Below are 25,789 nucleotides of genomic sequence, written 5' to 3' on the forward strand. Positions count from 1 at the left end.
TCGGCGATCGTGCGGGACCGGTCGTGTCGATCCGGGCGGCGGCGGGAGGACCGTCGCCCGGCGTCTTGTCGTTCGATTCCTGGTCGCCCAGGCGCGGGAGACGCGCCGCGCGATCAGCTCTTCAGGTTGATCATGCGCTCGACGGAGGTGCGCGCGCGCGCCGCCACCGCCGGGTCCACGGTGACCTCGTCCTTCATCTCCAGCAGGGAGTCGAGGATCTTGGTCAGCGTGATCCGCTTCATGTGCGGGCACAGGTTGCACGGCCGCACATAGTCGACGCCCGGCGTCGCGGAGGCGATGTTGTCGGCCATGGAGCACTCGGTCACGAGCATGACCTTCTCCGGCCGGTGCTCCTTCACCCAGTCGATCATGCCCGTGGTCGAGCCGGTGAAGTCGGCCTCGTCGACCACTTCCGGCGGGCACTCGGGATGCGCGACGATCTTCACGCCCGGAACGATGTCGCGATACTCGCGCAGCTCGTCGGCGGTGAAGCGCTCGTGCACCTCGCAGGCCCCGGCCCAGGTGAGGATCTCGACGTCGGTCTGGCGTGCCACGTTGGCGGCCAGGAACTGGTCCGGGATCAGCAGCACGCGCGGCGCGTTGAGGCTTTCCACCACCTGCACCGCGTTGGCGGAGGTGCAGCAGATGTCGCACTCGGCCTTCACGTCGGCGGAGGTGTTCACATAGGTGACGATCGGCACGCCCGGGTGCTTCTCGCGCAGGCCGCGCACGTCGGCCGCGGTGATGGACTCGGCCAGCGAGCAGCCCGCGTTCATGTCCGGGATGAGGACCGTCTTCTCCGGATTGAGGATCTTGGCGGTCTCGGCCATGAAGTGCACGCCGCACTGGATGATCACGTCCGCCTCGGACTTCGCCGCCTCCTTGGCGAGCGCCAGGCTGTCGCCGACGATGTCGGACACGCCGTGGAAGATCTCGGGCGTCATGTAGTTGTGCGCCAGGATCACCGCGTTGCGCTCGACCTTGAGCGTGTTGATCGCATGGATCACCGGGGCCAGAAGCGGCCACTCGATCTCCGGGATGAGATGCTTGACCTTCTCGTACACGGGCGCGGTGGCCTCGCGCACTTCGTCGGTGAAGGTCAGGTCCGGGCGCGGCAGGCGCGCGTAACGGCGCGTTCCCGCGTCCCCGCCGCCCGCGACGGCCGTGTCCCTGTCCATATCCTTAGCAAGCGCGATGGTCGACATGGCGACCTCCCTTGGCCTGTGCGGAGCGGGTCAGCGCCCCGCGTCGTCTTTCCTCCGGGCGGAGCGGCGTCCGTCCTGTCCTTGTCGTGTCGGGACGGCGCCAACGGTTCGCACCGCCTTTACCTGCCCGGGGGCTGTGGCCGCATCGTGTCGGAGTTCTTATACTCAATTTGAGCATAAATTGCGTTTTAAAAAACGCGGCCCTAGCCGACGCGACTTCCCTTTGCCCCATATATAGGCGTGCCCTCCCGGCTTGCCAACGACTTTTGCAGCGAGTGAGCAAATGTCGGGCCCGAACGCCATCCCGCCGCCTTGGAAACGCTGCGGCAGATTTTTTCAAAAAAATTCGCCTCCCCTGCATCCAAACGGCCTCCCCCGGAGTCGTGAGGACATTGGAACCGCGGACAGGCCGCGGCCACAAGGACCCAAAGGGAGTGCATCTAGTGACCAGGATGACGTTCGTACTTGCCTCGACCGCCCTCATGAGCCTTGCCTCCGCGGCCCAGGCCGCCGACCACAAGCCGGCGGCCATCGCGCTGACCGGAGACCGGATGCTGCATGTGGTCGATACCGGCACGGCCACCGTCGAGAAGAGCATGGAGGTTCAGGGGGTCGACCGGCTGCTCGGCATCGACCTGCGCCCGGCCACCGGCCAGCTCATCGGCGTGAGCGCCACCTTCGACATTGTCGAGATCGATCCCGAAACCGGCATGGCCACGAAGATCTCCACCATGGACAAGGAGCTTCCGGTGGCCGACGGCGCGCCGGTGATCGTCGACTTCAATCCCAAGGCCAACAAGCTGCGCTTCATGTCCGGCACCACCAACCACCGCGTGGACATCGAGAGCGGCAAGGTGACGGTCGACGGCAGCCTCGCCTTCGAGAGCAAGGACATGCACGCGGGCGAGGCCCCGGCCATTGTCGCCGCCGCCTATACCAACTCCCACGGCAAGCCCGAGACGACCGCGATGTACGACATCGACAGCACCATCGTCGCGCTGATCCGCCAGACCTCGCCCAATGACGGCACGCTGGCGGCGGTCGGAAAGCTCGGCATCGAGGGCAGCGACGTCTACGCCTTCGACATCGCCACGGACGCTGAGGGCAACAACACCGCGTGGCTCGTCTCCGGTCCGATGGTCCATACGGTCTCGCTGGAGACCGGCAAGGTTACCGGAAGCTGGCCGCTGAAGGGCGCCGACGGCGTGAAGGTCCGCGACATCACCGTGATGACCGCGGAGTAATCCGCCGCGCACCTTCGGGGCCGCTCCGGCTCCGGGGGTCCCCATCCCCCCGGCCCCGTCTCCGCGCTGGTCAAGAAGCCGCCAAGGCTCCGTGCGGAGACGGGTGCGGGAGGAGGAAAAACGTTGCGCCCGCCGGGATTTGCTTGCCTCGCGCGCCCTCTCGCGCCACCATCCGTCCAACGTGATCCAAAGACCGGCCCGAACGGTCCGCCCGGGAGCAAGATGAGCGCAAGCCAGAACGACCACGGTGCCCTTCTGCATGCCTGTGCCGCCGGAGACCGCGCCAGCCTCAGGCGCCTGATGGACCTCGAGGGCGCGCGGATGCTCGGTGTCGCGCGGCGCATGTTGCGCCGGCAGGACCTTGCCGAGGATGCGGTTCAGGACAGTTTCGTCGCGATCTGGCGCAAGGCGGCCCAGTTCGACCCCGCACGCGGCAGCGCGCGCGGCTGGGTCTACACGATCCTGCGCAACCGCTGCCTGACACTGCTGCGCGACGCGGATCGCGGGCTCGTCGAGCCCGGCCATACCCCCGACAGCGAGGAGAACCCGGACGACCTGGTTCTCGATGCCGCCTATTCGCGCCTCGACATGGACAGCGACCTGCGCCGATGCCTCGGCGCGCTTGAACCGAGCAGGCGCATGGCGATCCTCTCCTCCTACGTGCTGGGCTACAGCCACGGCGAGATTTCCGGGCGGATGAAGGCACCGCTCGGATCGGTGAAGGCATGGGTCCGCCGGGGGCTCGCCCAGCTTCGCGAGTGCCTGTCATGAGCGCGCGCACGCTCGAGGAGCGTATCGACGAGGTGGTCATCGGCCTGGCCGATGCGGCCGAACATGCGGAGATCGAGGCACTGGCGCGGCGCGATCCGCAGGTGGCCGCGCGTCTGGCCATGGCGCGCGAGCGCTATGGCGAACTGGACGCCACGGCGGACGAGATCCCGCTTCCGGCACACCTGTGGGAGCGCGTCAGCGAACGCCTCGACGACGACCGCGAAAATCCCGGTGGCGACACGGGCCTCCACGAGGAGGACCCGACCAACGTGGTGCCGCTGACACCGCCGGATGCGCGCCTTCCCGGCGCCGGGCGCCGCTGGCGTGCCACCGCGCTTGGCGGTCTCGCCGCCTCCCTGATGCTGGCGATCGCGCTCGTCTGGTCTCTTCTCACAGCCCCGCAGCCGGTCGTGGTGGCCGTTCTGCTGGATGCCTCCAACCAGCCGGTGGCCCTGGTGGAGGGCGCCAGCGACAACACCACGTGGATCACGCTGCTCGGCCGCACGCGCGTGCCCGACGACAGGGTGATGCAGGTCTGGACCAAGCCCGCCGACGACGGGCCGCCCGTCTCGCTCGGCCTGCTCGAGGCGCAAAAGGGGGCCCGGTTCAAGGTGGACGGGCTGCCGCCGCCGCGCCCGGACCAGCTCTACGAGATCACCTTCGAGCCTCCGGGCGGCTCGCCGACCGACCTTCCCACCGGGCCGATCCACGGCAAGGGCCTGGCACGGCAGCCGATCTGAGGCCGGGTGTGTCCCCGCGAACGGGCGGGTCCGCGCCCTCCCAGACTGGACGCACCCGTCCGGGCCGAATACGCTTGAATCTCAAGGACAACACTTCCCTTGCAGACGGAGCGGGCTGACCGGCCATGATTTCTTTCGCCCTCAAGGCCATTGGTCGCGGAACCCTGTTCCCGCGCGGCCGAAGCCTGCGGTTCCTTCTCGTGCTGGTCACGGGGCTTGTGGCGGCAGGCCTCGGCCTTGCCCCCGTCCGGGCGGCCACCGCGCCCGACTGGAGCGGAACGTGGGATTCACGCTGGCTCGGCGGCGGTGCCCGGGTCTACCTGCGGCAGGACGATGGCAAGGTCACGGGACGCTATCCGGCCTATCGCGGCCGCCTGCAGGGCACCGTCGACGGGCGTCGGCTGATCGGCACATGGTCCGCCCCCAAGGGGGAGGGAAGCTTCGAGTTCATCCTTTCCGAGGACGGCCGCAGCTTCATCGGCCGCTTCGGCAAGAACCAGTGGTGGACCGGATCGCGCATCCTGCCCGACAACGAGCGCAACCTGAAGCCGCTCCAGTCGACACCGGCGGAAACGCTGCGCACGTTCCTCGTCGCCGCTGAGGCGGTCGAAACCGGGCGGCTTGAGTATCAGGACGACCTGATCTCGCTGCTCGCCTTCCCGCAGGGAGACGAGGCGAACCACGCCCGCGAACTCGGTCCCCTTGCCCTGCTCCTGAACCAGTACACGGTCGATCCGGATGTCTTCGAGACCGCGCCGCCCGCCGGTGACACGGCCACCCTCGTTCTCACCCGCTACGACGGCAGGGCCCTGCCACTCGAGTTCCGGCGGCTGGCCGGCGAATGGTTCATGGTGCCGCCCTCCCCCGACATCGTGCGCAAGACCCTTCATGACATCCTGTCGGAAACGGAGAAGCGGACGGCGCCGCGCAGAGGCTATCTGGCGATGGACACGCCGCGCGCCACCATGGAGGTCTTCCTCGATGCCATGCGTGCCGGGCCGGTCATGCAGAACACCGCCCTGGGGGCGCTGGACCTTTCGGAGATGCCGGTCGTGGTGCGTGACCGCGAGGCGGTTCTGGCGGCCGAGTATCTCAACGAGGTGCTGGCGCGCATCGGCGAGGTGATCTACCAGGAGATCCCCAACGATCCGAACGCGCGTGAACCCTTCGTCTACTTCATGCACCCCGCCGGCGACATCGTGCTCGCGCCGACGGACACCCCGGAGGGGCCACGATGGAAGTTCACGCCGGAAACCCTGCGCTCGATCCGCTCGCTCTACGCCGCAACGGAAAACCTGCCGCCGGCCGTGCGCATCCTTCCCTACGACACCCATTCGAAGGCCCCCTATTTCCGCATTCGCGCTCAGATCGCCAGCCTTGCCCCGTCCGGGCTGCGTTCGGCCGGTCCGCTTGAGATCTGGCAATGGTTCGGGCTCGCCGTCCTGTTCGGGTGCGCGGCGCTGGCAAGCTTCGTCGTCGGACGCGCGGTGCTGGGCCTGCGCGGGCTCCTCAACCGCCAGCCCGACCGGTCGGCCTCGCCCGGCTATGTCTGGGGCATCCGCCTGTTCGCCTTCGGCGCCATCAGCTACGCCGGCTTCGCGATCCTCGGCCTGCCCTCGGAGTTCGCGGGCGTGGTCAAGACCCTTGCGGTTCTGACCATGATCACCGGCGCGATCCCGGTCGAGTTCCACATCATCGACCGGATCCGCGGGACCTTCGACACCGCCGGACTGATCACGCCGCGCGGCGACATTCTCGCCTCTCTGCTGGTCGGCGTGACCAAGGTGCTGATCATCTGCGCCAACATCCTGCTGTTCGCCGAGGCCCTGCGCATTCCCTATGGCGCGGCGCTCGCCGGGCTGGGCATGGGCGGCCTGGCCATCGCGCTCGCCGCCCGCTCGATGCTCGAGAACGTCATTGCCGGCTTCATCCTCTTCGCCGATCGTCCCGTCGATGTCGGGGAGCTCGGCCGTTTCGACGGGCGCATCGGCACGGTGGAGCACATCGGCCTGCGCGCCACCACGATCCGCACCATCGACCGCACGCTGGTCGCGATCCCCAACGCGAACTTCGTCGGCCTGCATCTGGAAAACTACACCAGGCGCGACAGCATCCTCATGCGGCGGACCTTCGCGCTGCGTCCCGAGACGACGCCCGACCAGCTTCGCTTCGTGCTGACGGAAATCCGCAAGCTGCTGGTCGGCCACCCGAAGGTTACCGCCGATCCGGCACGGGTGCGCTTCACCGGCGTCGAGCAGAACCGGCTCGAGGTCGAGATCTTCGCCTATGTCCGCGCCATCGAATGGTCCGAGTTCCTGGCAATCCAGGAAGACCTGTTCCTGCGCATCATGGGCATCATTTCCGCCTCCGGCACGAACTTCGCCTGGCCCGCGCAGACGCTCTATCTGGGTCGCGACAGCGGCGTGGACGCGCAAAAGGCCGGCGAGATCGGCGAGGAGGTCGAGACCTGGCGCAAGGAAGGGCGGCTTCCCTTCCCGCACCTGACCGCCGAGGACATCGCGGGTATAGAGAACGCACTGCCCTATCCGCCCGAAGGCGCGAAGCGCGAGAGCGAGCATCCGCCCCATGCCGTCGAGACGCCCCGCGCCGCGACCCGGCGAAGCCTTTTCTGGCCCTTCAGGAGCTAGTAGGCCGATAATGGCGTCTCCAAACCGGGGCGCCCGCGCCATTGCTCCACCTGACAGTGCCTTCCCCACTCATGTGCGGGGCGAATGCGTCCGATCAGAACCTTTCGCTTTCCCGCATCCGGGATTTCCCGCATGATCGGCGCAACGGTTCCTCCCGTGCGCCGGGCCATGCGCGCCCTGGCCGCGAGGGCGGAACGCTCTCACCACAGGCCGGACGTGCGACGGCGACGGTGATCCGGCCCGGCCCGGATGCCCCGCGTTCGACACTCCGGCGCCCCGACAGGATCGTCGTCATGTCCCGTTCCACGCCCGCTTCCGCGCCGCCCGGCGCGCCCGGTTTCGCCGACCGCCCCAACGTCGCGCTCATCATCGCCTGCGGCTGTCTGGTCGCCATGATCGGTTTCGGACCGCGCTCGGCGCTGGGCCTGTTCCTCACCCCCATGACCGAGGCGCGGGACTGGTCGCGGGAGATCTTCTCGCTGGCGCTCGCCATCCAGAACCTCATGTGGGGCGCCGGCCAGCCGGTCGCCGGCATGATCGCCGACCGCTACGGCACGGCGCGCACCATCGCCATCGGCGCCCTGGTCTACACCGCCGGCCTGGTCATGATGGCGCAGGTCGAGTCACCGGGCCTGCTCTATCTTTCCGCCGGCGTCATGATCGGGCTGGGCGTCGCCTTCTGCTCCTTCTCGCTGGTGCTGGCGGCCTTCGGCCGCTCCGTCACCCCGGCGAAGCGCTCTCTCGCCTTCGGCATCGGCACGGCGGCGGGCTCCTTCGGCCAGTTCCTGTTCGCCCCGCTCGGACAGGGCCTGATCGACGGCTTCGGCTGGCAGCAGGCGCTCTATATTCTCGCCGCCCTCACCATGCTTGTGCCCTTCCTGGGCATCGCGCTGCGGGGGCGTTCGGTGCATGTGCCCGGCGCGCCGGGAAGCGGTGCCGACCAGTCGCTGCGCCAGGCCATGGCGGAAGCCTTCGGTACGCGCGGCTTCGTGCTTCTCACCTTCGGCTTCTTCGTCTGCGGCTTCCACGTCGCCTTCATCACCGTCCACCTGCCGCCCTATATCGTCGACCTTGGCCTCGACGCGAGCTGGGGCGCCATCGCCATCGCGCTGATCGGCTTCTGCAACGTGTTCGGCGCGCTTGCCTCCGGCTACATCGGCGGACGCTTCTCGAAGCCCTGGCTGCTGTCGGCGATCTATCTCGGCCGCGCCATCGCCATTGCCGTCTTCCTGATGGTGCCGGCCACCCCGTTCACGGTGCTGGCCTTCGCCGGCGTCATGGGCTTCCTGTGGCTGTCCACGGTGCCGCCGACGTCCGGACTGATCGCCGTGATGTTCGGGCCGCGCTACATGGCGACCCTGTTCGGCTTCGTCTTCTTCTCCCACCAGATCGGCGCCTTCCTCGGCGTGTGGCTGGGCGGGCGGCTCTACGACCAGACCGGCTCCTACGACATGATCTGGTACATGGGGATTGCGCTCGGCCTGTTCGCCGCGATCGTCCATCTCCCGATCCGCGAGGCGCCCGTCGAGCGGCTTCTCGCGGGCCCGGCCGAATAGCCCCCGAAGGCGCGCGCGGTCACGTCAATTCGACAATCGCACACGTCAATTTTTCGAACTTTCTTGTCGAAACTCGCCCGAAATTGATTCCGGCCGGGGCTCAGTGCTCACTCTCGCACAGCCCGTGGTCGGCCAGCGCCTGGATGACGTGGCACGCCCCCACCGTCTCGCCATGACAGGACGAGACGATGCGTTCAAGCTCGCCTTCCAGCGTCTGCAGGCGGCGGATGCGGGCGCGGATATCTCCAAGATGGGCGCGGGCGATCACATGCGCCTCGGTGCAGGGCATGGACGGGTTTTCGCTCAGATGCAGGAGTTCGCGGATCGCCTCCAGCGACAGGCCGAGGTCGCGGGCATGGCGGATAAAGGCGAGCCGGCCCAGGGTCTCCGGCGGATAGCGGCGCTGGTTTCCCTCCGAGCGCGGCGGCTCGGCGATCAGCCCCTGCTGCTCGTAGTAGCGGATGGTGGGGACCTTCACCCCGGTCTCGCGCGCCAGCGCCCCGATCGAATACATCGCCTGCCCTTTCCCGTGTCCTTCCGGCCCCCGCCTGTCCCCCACGGGCCACGGGGACATCCGGCGCCCGAACGCCACAGACATTAGGGCCGCGAGGGGCGAATGCAATCTCCCCGCGCCTTGACGTGATTGAGCGATGATGGCACCAGTCGCGCGGCGCCGGCCCGCGCCCTGCGCACGGCCGCGTTCCCGCCCAACCCGAGGACTAGCGAAATGACGAGCGAAGCGGTGCCAGCGCACATGCGACCCGAGAATTCCTTCCAGGGCCTGATCCTGACGCTGCAGCGCTTCTGGGCGGACAAGGGCTGCGTCGTCCTGCAGCCCTACGACATGGAAGTCGGCGCCGGCACGTTTCACCCGGCCACCACGCTTCGCTCGCTGGGACCGCGTCCGTGGAAGGCGGCCTACGTGCAGCCCTCGCGCCGTCCCGCCGACGGTCGCTACGGGGAAAACCCCAACCGGCTCCAGCACTACTACCAGTTCCAGGCCATCCTGAAGCCCTCACCCGAGAACCTTCAGGAGCTCTATCTCGCCAGTCTCAAGGCCATCGGTCTCGACCCGGCCCTGCATGACATCCGCTTCGTGGAAGACGACTGGGAAAGCCCGACGCTGGGCGCCTGGGGGCTTGGCTGGGAGTGCTGGTGCGACGGCATGGAGGTGTCGCAGTTCACCTATTTCCAGCAGGTCGCGGGCTTCGAATGCACGCCGGTGTCCGGCGAGCTCACCTACGGGCTCGAGCGTCTGGCGATGTATATCCAGGGCGTCGATAACGTCTACGACCTGAACTACAACGGCCGCGAGGGCGCGGAAAAGATCAGCTACGGTGACGTGTTCCTGCAGGCCGAGCAGGAGTACTCGCGGCACAACTTCGAACATGCCGACACCGAGATGCTGTTCCGCCACTTCAAGGATGCCGAGGACGAGTGCCGCCGGCTGCTGACGGCCGGCGCGGCGGCGCGCGAGGCAAGCGGCGCGGCCGTGCACCAGATGGTGCTGCCGGCCTACGACCAGTGCATCAAGGCCTCGCACTGCTTCAACCTGCTGGACGCGCGCGGCGTGATCTCCGTCACCGAGCGGCAGAGCTACATCCTGCGGGTGCGTGAACTGGCCAAGGCCTGCGGCGCGGCCTTCCTGGAAACCGAGGCCGGCGGCGTCGGGTACGAACCCGCACGGTAGCCCGAGCCCGGCGAACGCACGCCAAGCCTCGATCCCCGCCGGGCGGCGGGGATCGCAGCGCCTGCCACGGCGCGACGGGCGGGCCTTTCCCAGCCCGCTCCTATGTCCTGCAAGGCATGCCGGGCGTCTCGGCGATGAAGCGAAACAATCGCGCGAAGCGCCGTTCGACCTTGCGCCGGCGAAAGCCCTCGAACAGCGTGGACAGGGGGAGAAGTTCCTTGTTCACGCGATACTTGAGATCATAGGCAACCAGCCTGAACCCCTCGTCCTCGCGCAGGAAACCGATGTTTCCGATCTCGTCGCACGAGGCCAGGATCGCATGGCGCCGGCAAAAGCCCGCGAAATCCATGACTTCCCGGAACACGAATTCCGCGTCGAGGTCCTCCGGCCCCTCTCCCTGAAGAATGGTGGCAAGCGCCAGCGGAGGCCGGCCGTCGATCCCCACAAGGCGGTCGAAACACAGCCCCCGCCCAAGATCGGTCGCCACCGGTCCGTGAAGCCTCGGAAAGTAGCGTTCCAGAGAAACACGGTTCGCGGCAAGCCGCCGGTACTCGCGGAACTCACGCAGGTTCGCGTCAACCATCCTCCGCCCCAGCAGACGCTCGACCCGCCCGATCCGGCTCGCTCCGGATCGCAAATGAACCACCTTGATGCAGCGGGAGGGATCGTCCGGATGGACGAAGCAGTCGCGAAAGGAGCCTGAGGAGAATGGCTCCACACCCTTCAACTCTATCATTTCACTAACTTTTTCAGACGCTCCGGAAGGAGCGGAATGGCGAGCGTGACATGACACATGTTTAATGATGATTATTCGTAATCGTCAATCATAATATGAGCGAAAGAGGACAGTTTTCCGTCAAAGGGGGGCTCTCGCCTGTTGGAAACGTCGTCAGCGGCGCGGTCTTCCTGGAGACCGAAGCCGGTTGCGTCGGGCATTCCCCGGCCTTGTGACAAGTTGAAATCAGATAGCCCGCAAGCTACCCTTGGTTGATCTTGTTTCCGGGTTGGAGCGACCATGCCGACAAGGGTTTTCCGCCTGCTGAGCGTGGGCATTCAAATCATTGGTTTTCTTGCTGTTTCAAGCCTTCCCGCGGCGGCGGCCAACGACTTTGGCCCCTCGCTCTACAAGCAGCCTGTCGAGGGCCTGACGCGACGATCCGCCTGCGCTTCCGCGCGACACTACCAGCGCCTTGTCAGCGCAATTAACAAACGCGCCATGGCGCATCTGGGCGAAGTCGTGCGGAACAGGAAATACCCGATCGACATGAGCCTGCCGAAGCGGGAGCGCGAGCGGCTGACAAAACGGCAGTTCAAGAGGATCCAGGCCGACCGTGAAGAGATGGAGAGGATCCATCGCCGCTCGAAGTTCGGCTATCCGCTCAACGTAAAGTGCCAGCCGCTGCCGCGTACGACGCTCGTCGTCGAGGAAACGTGGCGTTACGACAAGAAGATGCTCTGCGTGCGCGCCAAAGGCTGGTCCGCTTGCCAGTGGACGCATGTGACCGCGCTTTCGCGGTATCGGCCGTCCCGTGACCGCAAGACCTGGCGCCCGTAAAGCTCGGGAAAATTTTGATTTTTAACGTTTGCCTCAAAACCCGCAGGAGATCGTTCCTTGATACCTCACCGCTTCCTTTGTCTCGTCGGCCTTGTCGCTTCCGCAATGCTCGTCACGCCGGTTCAGGCCAAGACAAAGGCCGGGATCACCCCGCTTTCCGCCTGCGCGAGCAAGGCCGAGTGGGAAACGCTCGTCAAGACACTGCAGAGCCGCTCCCACGCCTACAATCTCGAGTTCCTAGGGCGCGTCAGCAAGAACAACCCCAACCGGCAGGACAAGCGGGCGGCGGCCCGCTCCGCCAAGGCCAGCACGAAGAAGGGCCAGCCCGTCGACGTGAACTGCCGTCCGCTGCCGGGCGGCACGGTGCATGTCGACGACAAGGGCGGGTTCTCCGGCTTCATGTGTGTGCGGGCGCCGAATTGGAAGTCCTGCGGCTGGATCCACAAGGGCTATTTCACCGACTATTTCGGCGCCACCTCGGACCCAACGGTGTGGCGTCGCAATCCGCAACAGGAATTGCTCTTCATGTATCGCTGAGGACGAGCCGGCACCGCGCCGCGCGTACGATCACGCCTCTCGGCACGGGTTTCGCCGTGCCGGTGACCTGTGTCACATCCCCTTTGCCTGTTCCGGTTTTCACTGCGGCGTGCTTGCAGTAGCGTTCTCGCGCAAGTCGCGCACGCAAGGGGATTTCGCCGGATGGCTACATGGATCGTACTCGGCCTGATCGTTCTGATCGGTGTCTATCTCGTCTACCTCTACAATGACCTGGTGCGAAAGCGGCAGATGGTGCGCGAGGGCTGGAGCGGTATCGACGTGCAGCTCAAGCGCCGCTCCGATCTCATTCCCAACCTGGTCGAGACCGTGAAAGGCTACGCCACCCACGAGCGCGAAGCTCTTGACCGCGTTACTGAAATGCGATCCCGCGCGGCCGGTGTGGCGCGTGACGACGTGGCCGGACGCGCACAGGCGGAAGGCATGCTTTCCCAGGCGCTCGGCCGCCTCTTTGCCGTGGCGGAGGCCTATCCCGACCTCAAGGCCAACGACGGTTTCCGCGACCTGCAGGCAGCCCTCGACAAGACCGAGGACGCTCTGCAGATGTCACGCCGCTACTACAACGGTGCCGTCCGGCAGCTCAACACGCAGGTGGAAAGCTTCCCGGCCAATCTGGTCGCCGAACGCTTCGGTTTCGACGTCGAGCCCTATTTCGAGATCGAGGATCCCGCCGACCGGTCCGTTCCCCAGGTCTCGTTCTGAACCGCCGCCGGCCACACTGCCAGGAACGCAGCAGAATGCTCTTTCGTCTCGTCCGTCTTGTCCTGTCGCTCGCGTTGATGCTTGCGGCAAGCCTCTCCGCGCAGGCGGAGGAGCGGATCCTCTCCTTCGACAGTCATGTGCAGGTCGCGCGCGACGGCACGCTCACCGTGACGGAGACCATCCGCGTCAGGGCCGAGGGCAAGCAGATCCGGCGGGGCATCTTCCGCGACATCCCGCTGCGGATCGAACAGGCGGACGGGACGACGGTGCGTGCCGGTTTTCACCTGGTTTCCGTCGAGCGCAGCGGCAAGGCCGAGCCCTACTCCGTCGATTCCGGTCACGACGGGGTGCGCATCTACATCGGCGACGAGAACGTCTTCCTGCGCGATGGAGCCTACACCTACACGATCACCTACGAGACGAACCGGCAGGTTCGTTTCTTCGACGACCATGACGAGGTCTTCTGGAACGCGACCGGTAACGAATGGGCCTTCCCCATCGATGCCGCGAGCGCGCGGGTCGTGCTGCCCAAGGGCGTTCGCGCGCTCGAAAGCAACGCTTTCACGGGCTACTACGGTGACACGGGCAAGGACGTGCGCATCGTCACGCAGGACGGTGGACGACGCATTTCCTTCACCGCGACACGCCCCCTGCGCCCCAAAGAAGGACTGAGCGTCGCCGTCTCGATGCCGCCAGGGACGATTTCACAGCCGAGCGCGGACCAGCAGATATCCTGGTTCTTCGCGGACCATCGGGTGGAGATCCTGTCCGGAATCGGCCTGGTGCTGGTCATCGTCTACTATGTCTTCGCATGGTGGACGGTCGGGCGAGATCCGCGCCCGGGGGTCATCTTCCCACGTTTCGAAGCGCCCGAAGACCTTTCCCCCGCCCTTTGCGCCTATGTGGCGGACAAGGGGTTCGGGAGCGGCGGATGGCGCGCGCTGTCCGCCGCCTGCCTGAACCTCGCCGTCAAGCGCCGGCTCGATTTCTCGGACCTTGACGACGACCTGACCATCTCGCGTCCGACCGGGGACCACACCGGCACCTCCGACCTGCCGCGCGGCGAGAAGGCCATCATCCGCTGGATGAACAGGCGCGACGAACCACTGACCCTGAACAAGGACAACGGCAAGTCGATCCTGTCGCTCGGCAAGGCGTTCCGCAGCGCCATCGAAGGCGAGAACAGGGAACGCTACTTCAAGCGCAACAGGATCTGGCTGGTGCCCGGCATCGCGCTGAGCGTCGTCACGATCTTCGCCCTGCTCGCCTTCGGAAACATGAGCGACAACCAGATCGCGGCCATGATTCCGCTGTTCATCGTCTCGATGGCCGTGGCCGTCTTCTCGGTTCACTTCGGCAAGGCGGTACAGCGGTCCAGGGGCGTGGTCTTCCGGGTCCTGATCGCGCTCGTGTTCTTTCTCCTGACCGGCGCCGGCCAGATCGTCGGCGCGGCGGTGCTCATGGCGGAACTGGGCGAAACGCCGGTCCTGCCGCTGATCGCGCTGACGCTGCTTTCGGTCAACGTGTTCTTCGGCTGGATCCTCGGCGCGCCGACCGCGCTCGGACGCCAGGCGCTGGACGAGATCGAGGGTCTCAGGATGTATCTGGACGTGGCCGAGAAGGAGCGCATGAACATGGAAGGCGCGCCGAGGATGACGCCCTCCCATTTCGAAACGCTGCTGCCCTATGCCGTGGCGCTGAAGGTCGAGAAGCCCTGGTCGGAGGCCTTCCAGAGCTGGCTCGCGACAGCGGAAGGCGCGGCCATCGCCGCAAGCTATCATCCAGGCTTCTATCACGGCACGCATTTCGACCGGTCCGATATCGCCGGCTCCTTCGCGAACACGATGGGCGGCGGAATGGCGGACGGCTTCTCAAGCTCCCTGCCCGCGCCGAAATCCTCCGGCTCCGGGTTCTCGAGCAGCGGCGGCGGCGGTTTCTCCGGCGGTGGCGGCGGTGGCGGTGGCGGCGGCGGCTGGTAGGCCCCGCCGGACACGGCTTCATGTTCCCGGGGGGTGACTTTTCCCCCCGCACTTGCTAACGGACGCGCAGCACGTCCCGGCCGCCGCTCAGGGCAGCCCAACCATTCGAGATCATCCATGCCCGATCTTCTCCTGGAGCTCTTCAGCGAGGAAATTCCCGCCCGCATGCAGCGTCGCGCGGCGGAGGACCTGAAGTCGCTAGTGACCAACGCGCTGGTCGATCAGGGCGTGACCTACGAGGGCGCGAAGGCTTTCTCCACGCCGCGCCGGCTGACCCTGCACATCGCCGGCCTCACCGCCGGGTCCAAGGCGACCCGCGAGGAGCGGAAGGGACCGCGCGTCGGCGCGCCGGAAAAGGCGCTCGAAGGGTTCCTGCGCGGTGCGGGCCTTGCCTCCATCGACGAGGCGCAGGTCGTTTCCGATCCGAAGAAGGGCGACTTCTATGTCGCGGTGATCGAGAAGCCGGGCCGTGAAACGCCCGACATCATCGCCGAGGCGATGCCCGGCATCATCCGCTCCTTCCCCTGGCCGAAGTCCATGCGCTGGGGCTCGGGCTCCCTGCGCTGGGTGCGGCCGCTGCATTCCATCGTGGCGAGCTTCGGCCCCGAAACCGAGGAGCCGGAGGTGATCTCCTTCGAGATCGACGGCATCCGTTCCGGCAACTTCACGCGCGGCCACCGCTTCCACGCGCCGGACGCCTTCGAGGTGCGCCGGCTGGACGACTACGCGGAGAAGCTGGAAAAGGCGAAGGTCGTGCTCGACCCCGACCGGCGCAAGGACATCATCGCCCATGACGCCCGCAACCGGGCCATGGCGCTGGGGCTGGAACTGGTCGAGGACGAGGGCCTGCTGGAAGAGGTCGCGGGCCTCGTCGAGTGGCCTGTGGTTCTGGTCGGGTCCTTCGAGGAAGACTTCCTCAAGCTGCCGGACGAGGTCATCCGTCTGACCATCCGGGCCAACCAGAAGTGCTTCGTGCTGCGCGACCCGGCAACGGGGCGCCTGTCCAACCGCTTCGTCGCCGTTTCCAACATCGAGGCGCCGGACGCCGGCGCCACGATCATTGCCGGCAACGAGAAGGTGATCCGCGCCCGGCTTTCGGACGCGCGCTTCTTCTTCGAGACGGACCTCAACGCCTCGCTGGAAAGCCGTCTGCCGAAGCTCGAGAACGTGGTCTTCCACGAAAAGCTCGGCAGCCAGGGCGACCGTATCCGCCGCCTGGAAGCGCTGTCGCGCGAGATCGCGCCGCTGGTCGGCGCCGATGCCGACAAGGCCGCCCGCGCAGCGAAGCTCGCCAAGGCGGATCTCGTCACGCAGATGGTCTTCGAGTTTCCCGAGCTGCAGGGCCAGATGGGCCGCACCTACGCGGAAGCCGCCGGCGAGGATGCCTCCGTCGCGCTTGCCATCGAGGAACATTACAAGCCGCAGGGACCGTCCGACCAGGTGCCGAGCGATCAGGTCGCCGTGTCCGTCGCGCTCGCCGACAAGCTGGACCTTCTGGCCGGCTTCTGGGCCATCGACGAGAAGCCGACCGGTTCCAAGGACCCGTTCGCGCTGCGCCGCGCCGCCCTCGGCGTGATCCGCATCGTGCTGGAGAACGGGCTTCGCCTGCGCATGGGCGAGCTTCTCGCCCGCGTCAATCCGGCCATGGCTGGCGAGGCGAACGCGCTTGCGGCCGATCTGCTCTCCTTCTTCGGCGACCGGCTGAAGGTGCACCTCCGGGACGAGGGCGCGCGGCACGATCTCATCGACGCCGTTTTCGCGCTGGAGGGGCAGGACGACCTGCTGATGGTGGTCAAGCGCGTGGAGGCACTCGGCTCGTTCCTCGCCACCGAGGACGGAGCCAACCTGCTCGCCGGCATCAAGCGCGCCGCCAACATCCTGCGCGCGGAAGAGAAGAAGGACGGCAAGCCGGTGGAAGGCGCGCCCCAGGCCGACCATCTCGCCGAGCCCGCCGAAATCGCGCTGGCGGCGGCCATCGACACCGCGCGCGGCGAGATCCGCAAGGCGCTTGCGGAGGAGAACTTCGCCGGTGCGATGACGGCGCTTGCCGGCCTTCGCGCGCCGGTGGACACGTTCTTCGAGGATATTCTCGTCAATGCGGACGATCCGGCCCTTCGCATGAACCGGCTGCGGCTTCTGGCGGAGATCCGCGAGGCGACCCGCGCGGTTGCGGACTTTTCGAAGATCGCCGGCTGAGACCGGCGCGGATCATGGACATGAAAACGGCGGGGCCATCCATGCCCCGCCGTTTTTCATTTCACTCTCACAACACCCGCACGGGCGTTCCGATCAGTCCTTGGGATGATAGCGCCCCGTTTCGGGATCGCGCTCAAGTGTCTTGATCGTATCGCCCGCCGCCTTGCGGGCGGCCCTGGACACCTGTTTTTCCACCCGGGCCATCTCGCGACGCACCGCCTTGACGATCAGATATCCGCCGATGGCCAGGCTCGCGGCCGCAATCACATTGACCATGTCCCTCTCCCGCTCACAAACCGTAGCGCGCCCATAGCGCACGTTCTTCCACCGAAGCGAGCAGCTCCGCCGACGCACCGGCCCCGATGCCCGCCCCCAGTCCGCCGACAGTATCCGACGCGGTGCCGACGCCGAACTTGCGGCCGAACAACCCCCGACGCGGTTCAATCAGCTTCATGCGGACCTTGTCGCCAAAGCGCGCGCGCAGTGTGGAGCGAATGTCGCCGATCCCGTCGACAAGGCCAAGATCGCGCGCGGTGCGCCCGCTCCAGAACAGGCCGGAAAAGAGATCGGATGCCTCCGACAGAACATCGCCGCGCCGCTCGCGAACAAGGGCGATGAAATCATCGTGCACCTCCGCCTGCAACGCCTTGAGATGGGTCACGTCCTCCTCCCGTTCCGGGCGGAAGGGGTCGAGGATGGCCTTGCTCTCGCCGGCCGTGTGCACGCGCCGCTCGATGCCAAGGCGGGCAATCGCCTCGGTAAAGCCGAAACCGGCCGACACGACGCCGATGGACCCGACAATGGAGCTGGGATCCACGTGGATCTCGTCGCCGGCGATCGCCAGCATGTAGCCGCCGGATGCGGCCACATCCTCGACGAAGACGAGCACATCACGCTTCTTTTCGCGCGCGAGCTGTCTAACGCGGTCATGAATGAGGCGCGACTGGACCGGCGAGCCGCCTGGCGAGTTGATGACAAGGGCAACGGCGGGGGCATCGAGCGCAAAGGCGCGGTCGAGAAGCGGCGCAACGCTTGCCAGCGACAGGCCAGGGCGGAAGGGCGCTCCCATCCCGATGGCGCCCTGCAGGCGGACGACGGGGATGGTGGTCGGCACCTGGCCGAGCTTTCCGGGAAGGCGCTTGCGGAGCTTGTCGAACACGGCGGGGGCGTTTCCTTGTCACTGCGAAACCAGGGGCGGTCTCACCGGATATAGGCGTTTCGCAAGGGGATAAAAGGGAGAACGCCTCAGCCTTCGGCGCCGCCCGCACCATTGCCCTCACCCGCGGGTCCGGCATCGAGTGCCTCGCGCAGGGCGAGGAAATCGCGCCAGGCGAAGCGCTTTTGCAGCGGATTGCGCAGCAGGTAGGCCGGATGGAGCGTTGCAAGCGCCCTCACCGCGCCACCGCCGGCCTCCGCGCGCAGCGGCACCTGCAGCCAGCGACCGCGCAAGCGCAGGATGCCCTGGTTGGTGCCGGCAAGGGTTGCCGCCGAGGCGCCGCCCAGGAACACCAGAACCTCGGGCCGGATCAGTTCGATCTGCCGCATGATGAAAGGTTTGCAGATCTCGGTTTCCTGCGGGCTCGGCGTGCGGTTGCCGGGCGGGCGCCAGGGAACGACATTGGTGATCCACGCGCTGGTGCGGTCCAGGCCGATGGCGGCCATCATCAGGTCGAGCAGCTTTCCCGAGCGGCCGACGAAGGGAAGCCCCTGACGGTCTTCCTCGCGTCCCGGCGCTTCTCCCACGAACATGACGCGGGCCTGCGGGTTGCCGTCCGCAAACACTAGGGATTTCGCCGTCAGGCGCAGATTGCAGCCCTCGAAACGGGAGAGGATGTCTCGCAGTTCCTCAAGGCTTGCGGCACGCGCCGCCGCCTCGCGCGCGGCATCGACCGTCTCGTCGGTGGGCAGCGCGATGGTGCCGCCGGTAACGGGGGCCGCCGGCTTTTCGCGTTCACCCGCCGCCGGTTTCAGATAGTCGCGCGGATCCGTCGACATGGGCGCGGACCGCTCCGCCGGCCCCTCGCCGGATCGCGCGCCGCCCGCTGCCGGAGCAGAACCGCCAGGCCGTGTGGCGGGCCGGTTCCGTACTTCAACCTGCATTCGCGCCTGTTCGCTGAGCGCGAAGGCGTCGGCCGGCACGTCATCGCCCCAGGCATCGGCCCCGGAGGCAAGATAGAAATCAAGCAGCGCCTCGAGCCCGCGCACCACCTCTCGCGGTGGCTCGAAGCCTCCGGATGCGGTTTCGTCTGTTGGTCTGCTCGGTCCCATGAGCGTGTTGTGACGCATCGCGCGCGCCAGCGCAACGACGCCCGTGGCAAACCCCTGCTCCGTTGAGCAGGAGTTCCCCTGACGTGAGGGTCATATAGATATCCAAATTGGCAAGGCGGATTGCAGGGCGTTTCGCACTGCACTAAAGAGAAGGCGGGTACACAGAGAAGCCACAAGAGGGAGAGCGGGATGGCCGAGACCGGGGAACTTCCTGAGCGCGAAAGCATGGATTTCGACGTCGTCATCGTTGGCGCCGGCCCCGCGGGCCTGGCAGCCGCGATCCGCGTCAAGCAGCTTGCCGAGGAAAGCGGCACGGATGTCTCCGTGGTCGTTCTGGAAAAGGGCTCCGAGGTAGGCGCCCACATCCTGTCGGGCGCGGTTGTCGACCCGATCGGCATCGACCGGCTGCTGCCGGGCTGGCGCGAGGAGGCGGACACGCCCTTCAAGACCCCGGTGACCGCCGACCACTTCCTGGTTCTCGGCCCCGCCGGTTCCATGCGCCTGCCGAACCTGATGATGCCGTCGCTGATGAACAATCACGGCAACTACGTCGTTTCGCTCGGCAATGTGACGCGCTGGCTCGCCGAGAAGGCCGAGGCGCTCGGCGTCGAGGTCTATCCCGGCTTTGCGGCTGCCGAAGTGCTCTACGATGACGAGGGTCGTGTCGTCGGTGTCGCGACAGGCGACATGGGCGTCTCGCGCGACGGCACGCCCAACGCAAACTACACGCGCGGCATGGAGCTTCGCGGCAAGTATGTCCTGATCGGCGAAGGCGCGCGCGGCTCGCTCGCCAAGGAGCTGATCGCCCGCTTCGAGCTCGACAAGGACGCCGACGTGCCGAAATACGGCATCGGCATCAAGGAGCTGTGGCAGGTCGATCCCTCGAAGCACCGCCCCGGCCTCGTGCAGCACAGCTTCGGCTGGCCTCTGGACAACAAGACCGGTGGCGGCTCCTTCCTCTACCATCTGGAAGACAATCAGGTCGCGGTCGGCTTCGTTGTCCACCTGAACTACAAAAACCCGTATCTCTCGCCCTTCGACGAGTTCCAGCGCTTCAAGACGCACCCGGCGATCCGCGACACCTTCGAGGGCGGCAAGCGCATCTCCTACGGCGCGCGCGCCATCACGGAGGGCGGCTACCAGTCGGTTCCGAAGACGAGTTTCCCCGGCGGCCTGCTGCTGGGCTGCTCGGCCGGTTTCGTCAACGTGCCGCGCATCAAGGGATCGCACAACGCCGTGTTATCCGGCATCCTTGCGGCCGAGGAAGTCATGGGCGCGCTGGCACGCGGCGAGGCCAACACGGACCTCGAGAGCTATGACGCCGCATGGCGGGCGGGCGAGATCGGCCAGGACCTGAAGCGGGTGCGCAACGTCAAGCCACTGCTGTCACGCTTCGGAACCGCGCTCGGCACGGCGCTCGGCGGTCTCGACATGTGGACCAACGAGCTGTTCGGGTTCTCGTTCTTCGGCACCCGGAAGCATGGCAAGCGCGACTCCGAATGTCTGGAGCCGGCGGCGAAACACAAGCCGATCGACTATCCCAAGCCGGACGGCGAGGTCTCCTTCGACAAGCTCTCCTCCGTGTTCCTGTCGAACACCAATCACGAGGAGGATCAGCCGATCCACCTCAAGGTGAAGGACATGGAGCTGCAGAAGACGTCGGAACACGATGTCTTCGCGGGACCGTCGAACCGCTACTGCCCGGCCGGCGTGTACGAATGGGTCGAGGAAGGCGAGGACGCGCCGCGCTTCCAGATCAACGCGCAGAACTGCGTCCACTGCAAGACCTGCGACATCAAGGATCCGAACCAGAACATCACCTGGACGGTGCCGGAAGGCGCAGGCGGACCGAACTACCCCAACATGTGATCGCGCGGACTGCGATGGAAGGAACAGGGGGCGGCGGGCGACAGCTCGCCGCCCTTTCCGTTTCAGGGCAGGCGTTTTAGGCCGTCTCTTTTGCCTTGCGGGCGGCCAGCCGGCAGAAGCTGTCGGTGAAGAGATCGAGTGCCGGCCAGTCGGTGAACTCCATATCGCCTGAGGGATCGGGCTCGATGCCCTTCTCCCGCAGGATGCCGTGGATCACCCACCGCTTGAGAAAATTCAGCCGCGTGTCGTGCACCGCGCCGGCAGCGAGGTGCACGCTGGTCGCCTCCCAGTCGAGAGCATCGAAAAGATCCTCCACCGCGATTTCGGCGTTGGCGAGATCCTCGCTTCCTCCGGCCGCCGACAGACTGACGGAGACAAAGGCGGTGGGAACGCGTTCGAGCCGCGCACGCTGCAGGCGGATGAAATCCACCATCTCCTTCTGGTGGCGCCCGAGGTGAAGCGAGGCGGCGAGAACGGCACCGTCGAAGGTGCCGAGCTCAAGCGCCGCCGCCGCCCGTGCATCCACGAGCGAGACCTGTCCTCCACAGGCGCGCAACCGGCTTGCCACGCGGTTGGCGATCTTCCCGGTCTGGCCTTCAGTCGTGGCGTAAACCACGAGAAAATGCGTCATGAGCGTCCACCCGAACGTCCTCCCCATCGGGAAAGAGTGCCTCAGGCGCGCGACGATTCCATGACGGATTCGGCCAGCTTCGGACTAAGCCGGCAAACTGCCTAGGCCCTCCCCCCGCAAACGCGGTTCGGCTCATATAAAAACGGCAAAGAGATGCAAGGAGAAGCACGCCGGGCGGGCCTTCCGCCCGGCCAAGGGCTTCGACGCCGCAGATCGAAGCCGTTTTCATGTCCCGTCGGGATTTGCTCGGTCAGGGCCGGGCAACAGCGTTGCCAGCCTTTGAAAACCGGACGGTTTCCTGCAGGCTTGCGCCTCGTATCCGACCCTGGCGAACAAACCGGACCCGCCTCGTTTATGGGGCCACACCCTAGTCCTCTGCCGCGAGGCGCTTGGTCTGGGCCTCCACCGAGGCGAAGGCCGACATGTTGACCACGCCGCGCGAGGTAACGGACGGCGTCAGGATATGCGCCGGCTGCGCGGTGCCGAGAAGGATCGGCCCCACGTGCAGGCTCTCGGTCATGACCTTCACAAGGTTGAGGGCAATGTTGGCCGCATCGAGATTCGGGAACACGAGCAGGTTGGCCTCGCCCGTCAGGCGCGACGTCGGCATGACACGGGCCCGCATCGCCTCGGACAGGGCACTGTCGCCGTGCATCTCGCCGTCGACCTCCAGGTCGGGGGCGATCTCTCCCAGGATCTCCAGCGCTTCGCGCATCTTCTCTCCCGAGGCCATGTCCCGCGAACCGAAGTTCGACGCCGACAAAAGGGCCGCGCGCGGCGTGATGCCGAAGAGGCTGATCTCCTCCGCCGCGAGCCGGGTCATTTCGGCGATCTCGCGCGCACAGGGGTTCGCGGTCACATAGGTGTCGGTGAAGAAGGTCGCGCCGGTCGCGTTGATGAGCAGGGAAAGCGCGGAGAAGTCCTGCACGCCCGGCGCCGTTCCGATGATGCTTTTCACATTGTTGAGGTGCTTGGTGTAGCGCCCCTCAAGACCGCAGATCAGCGCGTCGGCCTCGCCCCGACGCACGGCAAGGGCGCCGATCACCGTGGTGTTGGAGCGCACCATGGTGCGGGCGGCCTCCGGCGTCACGCCGCGCCGTCCGGTGAGCGAATGCAGCGTGTCGACATAGTCGCGGTAGCGCGGGTCGTCTTCCGGGTTGATGAACTCGAAATCGGTGCCGGGACGGATCTTGAGACCGAAGCGTTCGCAACGGCTTTCGATCACCGAGGGGCGGCCAATGAGAATCGGCCGCGCCAGCTTGTCCTCGAGCAGCACCTGCGCGGCGCGCAGCACGCGCTCGTCCTCTCCGTCGGAATAGATGATGCGCGTCTCGCTGGCCCTTGCGGCGGCGATGATCGGCTTCATGATCAGGCCGGACCGGAACACGAAACGGTTGAGGCGGTCGTTGTAGGCGTCGAAGTCCGTGATCGGCCGTTCGGCCACGCCGCTGTCCATCGCGGCACGGGCCACCGCCGGCGCGATGCGCAGGATCAGCCGCTGGTCGAAGGGCGAGGGAATGAGATACTTCGGCCCGAAGGTCTCCGTCACGCCACCGTAGGCCCGCGCGGCGACGTCGGACGGCTCCTCGCGCGCCAGTTCCGCGATCGCCGCCACGGCCGCGAGCTTCATCTCCTCGTTGATGGTGGTCGCGCCCACGTCGAGCGCGCCGCGGAAGATGTAGGGGAAACACAGGACGTTGTTGACCTGGTTGGGATAGTCGGAGCGGCCGGTGCACATCATGACATCGTCGCGCACGGCAAGCGCCGCCTCCGGCATGATCTCCGGGCGCGGGTTCGCGAGCGCCATGATGAGCGGATTGGCGGCCATCGCCGCGACCATCTCGGGCTTGAGAACACCGGCCGCCGACAGGCCGAGGAAGACGTCCGCCCCCTCGATGACCTCGGCGAGCGTGCGCTTTTCGGTTTCCTGCGCGAAAACGGCCTTCCATTCGTCCATCAGGCTTTCGCGGCCCTTGTAGACGACGCCCTCGATGTCGGTGACGTAGATGTTCTCGCGCTTCGCGCCAAGCGAGACCAGAAGGTTGAGACAGGCAAGGGCCGCCGCGCCGGCGCCCGAGGCGACGATCTTCACCTTCGAGATGTCCTTGCCGGACAGTTCCAGCGCGTTCTTGACCGCGGCGCCGACGATGATCGCCGTGCCGTGCTGGTCGTCATGAAAGACGGGAATGTTCATCCGCTCGCGCAGAGCGCGCTCGATCATGAAGCATTCCGGCGCCTTGATGTCTTCCAGGTTGATGCCGCCGAAGGTGGGCTCCAGCACCGCCACCGCGTCAACAAAACGGTTCACGTCGAGTTCGTCCACCTCGATGTCGAACACGTCGATGCCGGCGAACTTCTTGAAGAGCACCGCCTTGCCCTCCATCACCGGCTTGGAGGCGAGCGGGCCGATGGCGCCCAGGCCGAGCACCGCCGTACCGTTGGAGATCACCGCGACCAGATTTGCGCGCGCGGTGTAGTCGGCCGCCGTGGAGGGATCGCGGGCGATCTCCAGACAGGGCGCCGCGACGCCCGGCGAATAGGCAAGGGCAAGATCGCGCTGGTTGCCCAGCGGCTTGGTCGCCTGGATGCCCAGTTTTCCCGGGTGCGGATGCTGGTGGTAGAACAGCGCCGCCTCGTCGAGGTCATGTGCGGGGTTCGCCTGCGCGGAGCTGGCGGAAGCGGGTGTCTGGTTTTTCGGCGCGTCGGTCATGGCGGTCACTCGGGCCTGGAAGTTCGGTCGGTGAAGCCTCCGGCCTGAAGGCCGGCGGCGGTGGCAAGGGGATCAGGGCATGTCTCGCGCATTCCCCACCGGTGCGGCGGCAGGGGCTCCCTCATGAGACTTTGCCCGGATCAGCAAGCGAATCAACAAGAAGAGCACAAGCGCGTTCAGGCAATGCCATACGAAATGCGTGCCTGGCGGGAAAGCCTCGCAGGCAGGCATGTCTGCCGTGCGGAAAACGAGGGACAGCAGAAACACCGTTCCGGTCACCGCCAGCATCCCCGCCCCGGGACGGCGCATGAGCCATAGCGTGGCCGCGACGCCGAAGATCGCGCCGAGGGCGGGCACGTAGCCCCCGCTCGACCCGGCAAGCCGTCCGAACAGCGGGCCGAGCGCATAGCTCGCCCCAAGGAAGAGCAGGGTTCCGAAGACGGCGAGCGGCCAGGACAGGCCGACCAGCCGGCGCAGCGCAAGGCAGAAGTAGATATTGATGAACAATGCGATCGGCAGCACGTCGGCCAGCGCGGCCCAGCGGGTCGCGAAGGTATGGAACAGGAAGGACCCGACGCCCACCACCGCCACGATGACCGCAAGCAGGAACGTTGCGGGATCGCCCTGCCCGCGCTCGCGCCAGTCGCGAAAGGCGAAAAGGGCGGCGATCAGGAAGGCCGCGTTGGTCACGGCGTTGACCGGCTCGGCCCAGAACCCCGCATCGAGGCGCTCGCAATAGGCATCGATCGGCGCCGTCCAGTCCATCTCGCACCTCCTCCCGCAGTCGTCGTTCCGCGCGCTCTGGCGTCCCGTTGCGGCCAAGCCTATTCTGCCGGCCAGTCCCATGCCAGCGGAGTGACAAGCACAGCCATGCATCGCATCGATGACAGCCGCCCCTTCATCCCCCTCGACATCGCCGTGCTGACGGTGTCGGACACACGCTCGCTGGAGGAGGACCGCTCCGGCTCGACCCTTGCCGCGCGCATCGGTGACGCCGGTCACCGTCTCGCCGGGCGCGAGATCGTTACCGATGACGTGGACCGGATCCGCACCGTGGTGAACCGCTGGATCGCCGATCCTCAGGTCGACGTGATCATCACGACAGGAGGCACCGGCTTCACGGGCCGGGACGTCACGCCCGAGGCGGTGGAACCCCTGTTCGAGAAACGCATGGACGGCTTCTCAGAGGTCTTTCACCGCATCTCCTATGACAAGATCGGCACCTCCACGATCCAGTCGAGGGCGACCGGCGGCGTCGCAGGGGCGACCTACATCTTCGTTCTGCCGGGTTCTCCGGGCGCCTGCAAGGACGCCTGGGACGGCATCCTGAAGTGGCAGCTCGACTACCGACACATGCCCTGCAATTTCGTGGAGATCATGCCGCGCCTGGACGAGCATCTGAAGCGGGGCAAGCTGCGCGAGGCATGAAGCCGGGCTCCCCGTTCGGGCCACGCCACTTCACGGATCCGT

Annotated in this window: 22 protein-coding genes; 13 read left to right on the plus strand and 9 right to left on the minus strand. The window is 66.5% G+C overall.

Features of this window, described 5'->3' with window-relative positions; translation table 11 throughout:
* Positions 1–113: 113 nt before the first annotated feature.
* Positions 114–1,205: a quinolinate synthase NadA gene (nadA, locus tag ACYX4S_RS13450; protein WP_476360556.1), complete on the minus strand. Its 1,092-nt coding sequence runs from the start codon at positions 1,203–1,205 to the stop codon at positions 114–116.
* A 452-nt stretch (positions 1,206–1,657) separates the two neighbouring features.
* Between nadA and ACYX4S_RS13455 the strand changes: the two genes are divergently transcribed.
* The 5 genes from ACYX4S_RS13455 (at position 1,658) to ACYX4S_RS13475 (ending at position 8,164) form a co-directional block, all read left to right on the plus strand.
* A complete protein-coding gene (locus ACYX4S_RS13455; protein ID WP_293719746.1) occupies positions 1,658–2,449 on the plus strand; it encodes a DUF4394 domain-containing protein in 792 nt (263 codons plus the stop codon).
* A 222-nt stretch (positions 2,450–2,671) separates the two neighbouring features.
* The gene (locus ACYX4S_RS13460) at positions 2,672–3,220 is read left to right on the plus strand and encodes a sigma-70 family RNA polymerase sigma factor (protein WP_476360557.1); all 549 of its coding nucleotides are present in this window, start codon (positions 2,672–2,674) and stop codon (positions 3,218–3,220) included.
* Complete coding sequence (locus tag ACYX4S_RS13465) at positions 3,217–3,960, plus strand: anti-sigma factor (protein WP_476360558.1); 744 nt, start codon at positions 3,217–3,219, stop codon at positions 3,958–3,960. Before ACYX4S_RS13460 ends, ACYX4S_RS13465 begins: the two co-directional genes overlap by 4 nt.
* Positions 3,961–4,085: 125 nt before the next feature.
* Positions 4,086–6,608, plus strand: a complete 2,523-nt coding sequence (locus tag ACYX4S_RS13470) for a mechanosensitive ion channel family protein (protein WP_476360559.1) — start codon at positions 4,086–4,088, stop codon at positions 6,606–6,608.
* A 293-nt stretch (positions 6,609–6,901) separates the two neighbouring features.
* Positions 6,902–8,164, plus strand: a complete 1,263-nt coding sequence (locus tag ACYX4S_RS13475; protein WP_476360560.1) for an MFS transporter — start codon at positions 6,902–6,904, stop codon at positions 8,162–8,164.
* A gap of 100 nt (positions 8,165–8,264) precedes the next feature.
* On the opposite strand, the gene ACYX4S_RS13480 is transcribed toward ACYX4S_RS13475, so the two are convergent.
* Positions 8,265–8,678 carry a MerR family transcriptional regulator gene (locus ACYX4S_RS13480; protein WP_293719537.1) on the minus strand — a complete coding sequence of 138 codons (414 nt, stop codon included), beginning with the start codon at positions 8,676–8,678 and terminating at the stop codon, positions 8,265–8,267.
* Between the two features lie 240 nt (positions 8,679–8,918).
* On the opposite strand from ACYX4S_RS13480, the gene ACYX4S_RS13485 reads away from it, so the two are divergent.
* A complete protein-coding gene (locus ACYX4S_RS13485; protein ID WP_476362869.1) occupies positions 8,919–9,854 on the plus strand; it encodes a glycine--tRNA ligase subunit alpha in 936 nt (311 codons plus the stop codon).
* A 100-nt stretch (positions 9,855–9,954) separates the two neighbouring features.
* On the opposite strand, the gene ACYX4S_RS13490 is transcribed toward ACYX4S_RS13485, so the two are convergent.
* Positions 9,955–10,590: a YrbL family protein gene (locus ACYX4S_RS13490; RefSeq protein ID WP_476360561.1), complete on the minus strand. Its 636-nt coding sequence runs from the start codon at positions 10,588–10,590 to the stop codon at positions 9,955–9,957.
* Positions 10,591–10,869: 279 nt separating this feature from the next.
* Here ACYX4S_RS13490 and ACYX4S_RS13495 point away from each other — a divergent pair, with 279 nt between their 5' ends.
* The 5 genes from ACYX4S_RS13495 (at position 10,870) to glyS (ending at position 16,841) form a co-directional block, all read left to right on the plus strand.
* Positions 10,870–11,409 carry a hypothetical protein gene (locus ACYX4S_RS13495; protein ID WP_476360562.1) on the plus strand — a complete coding sequence of 180 codons (540 nt, stop codon included), beginning with the start codon at positions 10,870–10,872 and terminating at the stop codon, positions 11,407–11,409.
* A gap of 57 nt (positions 11,410–11,466) precedes the next feature.
* Positions 11,467–11,946, plus strand: a complete 480-nt coding sequence (locus tag ACYX4S_RS13500; protein ID WP_476360563.1) for a hypothetical protein — start codon at positions 11,467–11,469, stop codon at positions 11,944–11,946.
* 162 nt (positions 11,947–12,108) lie between these two features.
* Entirely contained in the window at positions 12,109–12,666 is a 558-nt protein-coding gene (locus ACYX4S_RS13505; RefSeq protein ID WP_422068058.1) for a LemA family protein, read from the plus strand.
* A gap of 35 nt (positions 12,667–12,701) precedes the next feature.
* Complete coding sequence (locus tag ACYX4S_RS13510; RefSeq protein ID WP_476360564.1) at positions 12,702–14,645, plus strand: DUF2207 domain-containing protein; 1,944 nt, start codon at positions 12,702–12,704, stop codon at positions 14,643–14,645.
* A 117-nt stretch (positions 14,646–14,762) separates the two neighbouring features.
* Positions 14,763–16,841, plus strand: a complete 2,079-nt coding sequence (gene glyS, locus ACYX4S_RS13515) for a glycine--tRNA ligase subunit beta (protein ID WP_476360565.1) — start codon at positions 14,763–14,765, stop codon at positions 16,839–16,841.
* Between the two features lie 93 nt (positions 16,842–16,934).
* Here the strand turns inward: glyS and ACYX4S_RS13520 are convergent, their stop codons facing one another.
* The 3 genes from ACYX4S_RS13520 to ACYX4S_RS13530 form a co-directional block, all read right to left on the minus strand.
* Positions 16,935–17,117: a hypothetical protein gene (locus tag ACYX4S_RS13520; RefSeq protein WP_422068055.1), complete on the minus strand. Its 183-nt coding sequence runs from the start codon at positions 17,115–17,117 to the stop codon at positions 16,935–16,937.
* 13 nt (positions 17,118–17,130) lie between these two features.
* A complete protein-coding gene (locus ACYX4S_RS13525) occupies positions 17,131–18,000 on the minus strand; it encodes a S49 family peptidase (RefSeq protein ID WP_476360566.1) in 870 nt (289 codons plus the stop codon).
* A gap of 86 nt (positions 18,001–18,086) precedes the next feature.
* Positions 18,087–19,109 (minus strand): uracil-DNA glycosylase, encoded by a 1,023-nt coding sequence (locus tag ACYX4S_RS13530; RefSeq protein ID WP_476360567.1) that lies wholly within the window; start codon positions 19,107–19,109, stop codon positions 18,087–18,089.
* Positions 19,110–19,298: 189 nt separating this feature from the next.
* Between ACYX4S_RS13530 and ACYX4S_RS13535 the strand changes: the two genes are divergently transcribed.
* Positions 19,299–20,978: an electron transfer flavoprotein-ubiquinone oxidoreductase gene (locus ACYX4S_RS13535; RefSeq protein ID WP_293719516.1), complete on the plus strand. Its 1,680-nt coding sequence runs from the start codon at positions 19,299–19,301 to the stop codon at positions 20,976–20,978.
* Positions 20,979–21,054: 76 nt separating this feature from the next.
* Here ACYX4S_RS13535 and ACYX4S_RS13540 read toward each other — a convergent pair whose 3' ends face one another.
* From ACYX4S_RS13540 to ACYX4S_RS13550, 3 genes are all read right to left on the minus strand, one after another.
* Positions 21,055–21,609 (minus strand): flavodoxin domain-containing protein, encoded by a 555-nt coding sequence (locus tag ACYX4S_RS13540; protein ID WP_422068052.1) that lies wholly within the window; start codon positions 21,607–21,609, stop codon positions 21,055–21,057.
* Positions 21,610–21,976: 367 nt separating this feature from the next.
* On the minus strand, positions 21,977–24,319 hold the full coding sequence (locus ACYX4S_RS13545; protein WP_476360568.1) for an NADP-dependent malic enzyme: 2,343 nt from the start codon (positions 24,317–24,319) through the stop codon (positions 21,977–21,979).
* Between the two features lie 72 nt (positions 24,320–24,391).
* Positions 24,392–25,084 carry a ceramidase domain-containing protein gene (locus tag ACYX4S_RS13550; protein WP_476360569.1) on the minus strand — a complete coding sequence of 231 codons (693 nt, stop codon included), beginning with the start codon at positions 25,082–25,084 and terminating at the stop codon, positions 24,392–24,394.
* Between the two features lie 105 nt (positions 25,085–25,189).
* On the opposite strand from ACYX4S_RS13550, the gene moaB reads away from it, so the two are divergent.
* The gene (gene moaB / locus ACYX4S_RS13555; RefSeq protein WP_476360570.1) at positions 25,190–25,747 is read left to right on the plus strand and encodes a molybdenum cofactor biosynthesis protein B; all 558 of its coding nucleotides are present in this window, start codon (positions 25,190–25,192) and stop codon (positions 25,745–25,747) included.
* Positions 25,748–25,789: the final 42 nt, after the last annotated feature.

Source organism: Stappia sp. ABD4_338 (genome assembly GCF_056312175.1).

Coding starts and splice junctions, on each gene's coding strand:
- nadA (WP_476360556.1), bottom strand. CDS start 1,205: ATGTCGACCATCGCGCTTGCTAAGGATATGGACAGGGACACGGCCGTC.
- ACYX4S_RS13455 (WP_293719746.1), top strand. CDS start 1,658: ATGACGTTCGTACTTGCCTCGACCGCCCTCATGAGCCTTGCCTCCGCG.
- ACYX4S_RS13460 (WP_476360557.1), top strand. CDS start 2,672: ATGAGCGCAAGCCAGAACGACCACGGTGCCCTTCTGCATGCCTGTGCC.
- ACYX4S_RS13465 (WP_476360558.1), top strand. CDS start 3,217: ATGAGCGCGCGCACGCTCGAGGAGCGTATCGACGAGGTGGTCATCGGC.
- ACYX4S_RS13470 (WP_476360559.1), top strand. CDS start 4,086: ATGATTTCTTTCGCCCTCAAGGCCATTGGTCGCGGAACCCTGTTCCCG.
- ACYX4S_RS13475 (WP_476360560.1), top strand. CDS start 6,902: ATGTCCCGTTCCACGCCCGCTTCCGCGCCGCCCGGCGCGCCCGGTTTC.
- ACYX4S_RS13480 (WP_293719537.1), bottom strand. CDS start 8,678: ATGTATTCGATCGGGGCGCTGGCGCGCGAGACCGGGGTGAAGGTCCCC.
- ACYX4S_RS13485 (WP_476362869.1), top strand. CDS start 8,919: ATGCGACCCGAGAATTCCTTCCAGGGCCTGATCCTGACGCTGCAGCGC.
- ACYX4S_RS13490 (WP_476360561.1), bottom strand. CDS start 10,590: ATGATAGAGTTGAAGGGTGTGGAGCCATTCTCCTCAGGCTCCTTTCGC.
- ACYX4S_RS13495 (WP_476360562.1), top strand. CDS start 10,870: ATGCCGACAAGGGTTTTCCGCCTGCTGAGCGTGGGCATTCAAATCATT.
- ACYX4S_RS13505 (WP_422068058.1), top strand. CDS start 12,109: ATGGCTACATGGATCGTACTCGGCCTGATCGTTCTGATCGGTGTCTAT.
- ACYX4S_RS13510 (WP_476360564.1), top strand. CDS start 12,702: ATGCTCTTTCGTCTCGTCCGTCTTGTCCTGTCGCTCGCGTTGATGCTT.
- glyS (WP_476360565.1), top strand. CDS start 14,763: ATGCCCGATCTTCTCCTGGAGCTCTTCAGCGAGGAAATTCCCGCCCGC.
- ACYX4S_RS13520 (WP_422068055.1), bottom strand. CDS start 17,117: ATGGTCAATGTGATTGCGGCCGCGAGCCTGGCCATCGGCGGATATCTG.
- ACYX4S_RS13530 (WP_476360567.1), bottom strand. CDS start 19,109: ATGGGACCGAGCAGACCAACAGACGAAACCGCATCCGGAGGCTTCGAG.
- ACYX4S_RS13535 (WP_293719516.1), top strand. CDS start 19,299: ATGGCCGAGACCGGGGAACTTCCTGAGCGCGAAAGCATGGATTTCGAC.
- ACYX4S_RS13540 (WP_422068052.1), bottom strand. CDS start 21,609: ATGACGCATTTTCTCGTGGTTTACGCCACGACTGAAGGCCAGACCGGG.
- ACYX4S_RS13545 (WP_476360568.1), bottom strand. CDS start 24,319: ATGACCGACGCGCCGAAAAACCAGACACCCGCTTCCGCCAGCTCCGCG.
- ACYX4S_RS13550 (WP_476360569.1), bottom strand. CDS start 25,084: ATGGACTGGACGGCGCCGATCGATGCCTATTGCGAGCGCCTCGATGCG.
- moaB (WP_476360570.1), top strand. CDS start 25,190: ATGCATCGCATCGATGACAGCCGCCCCTTCATCCCCCTCGACATCGCC.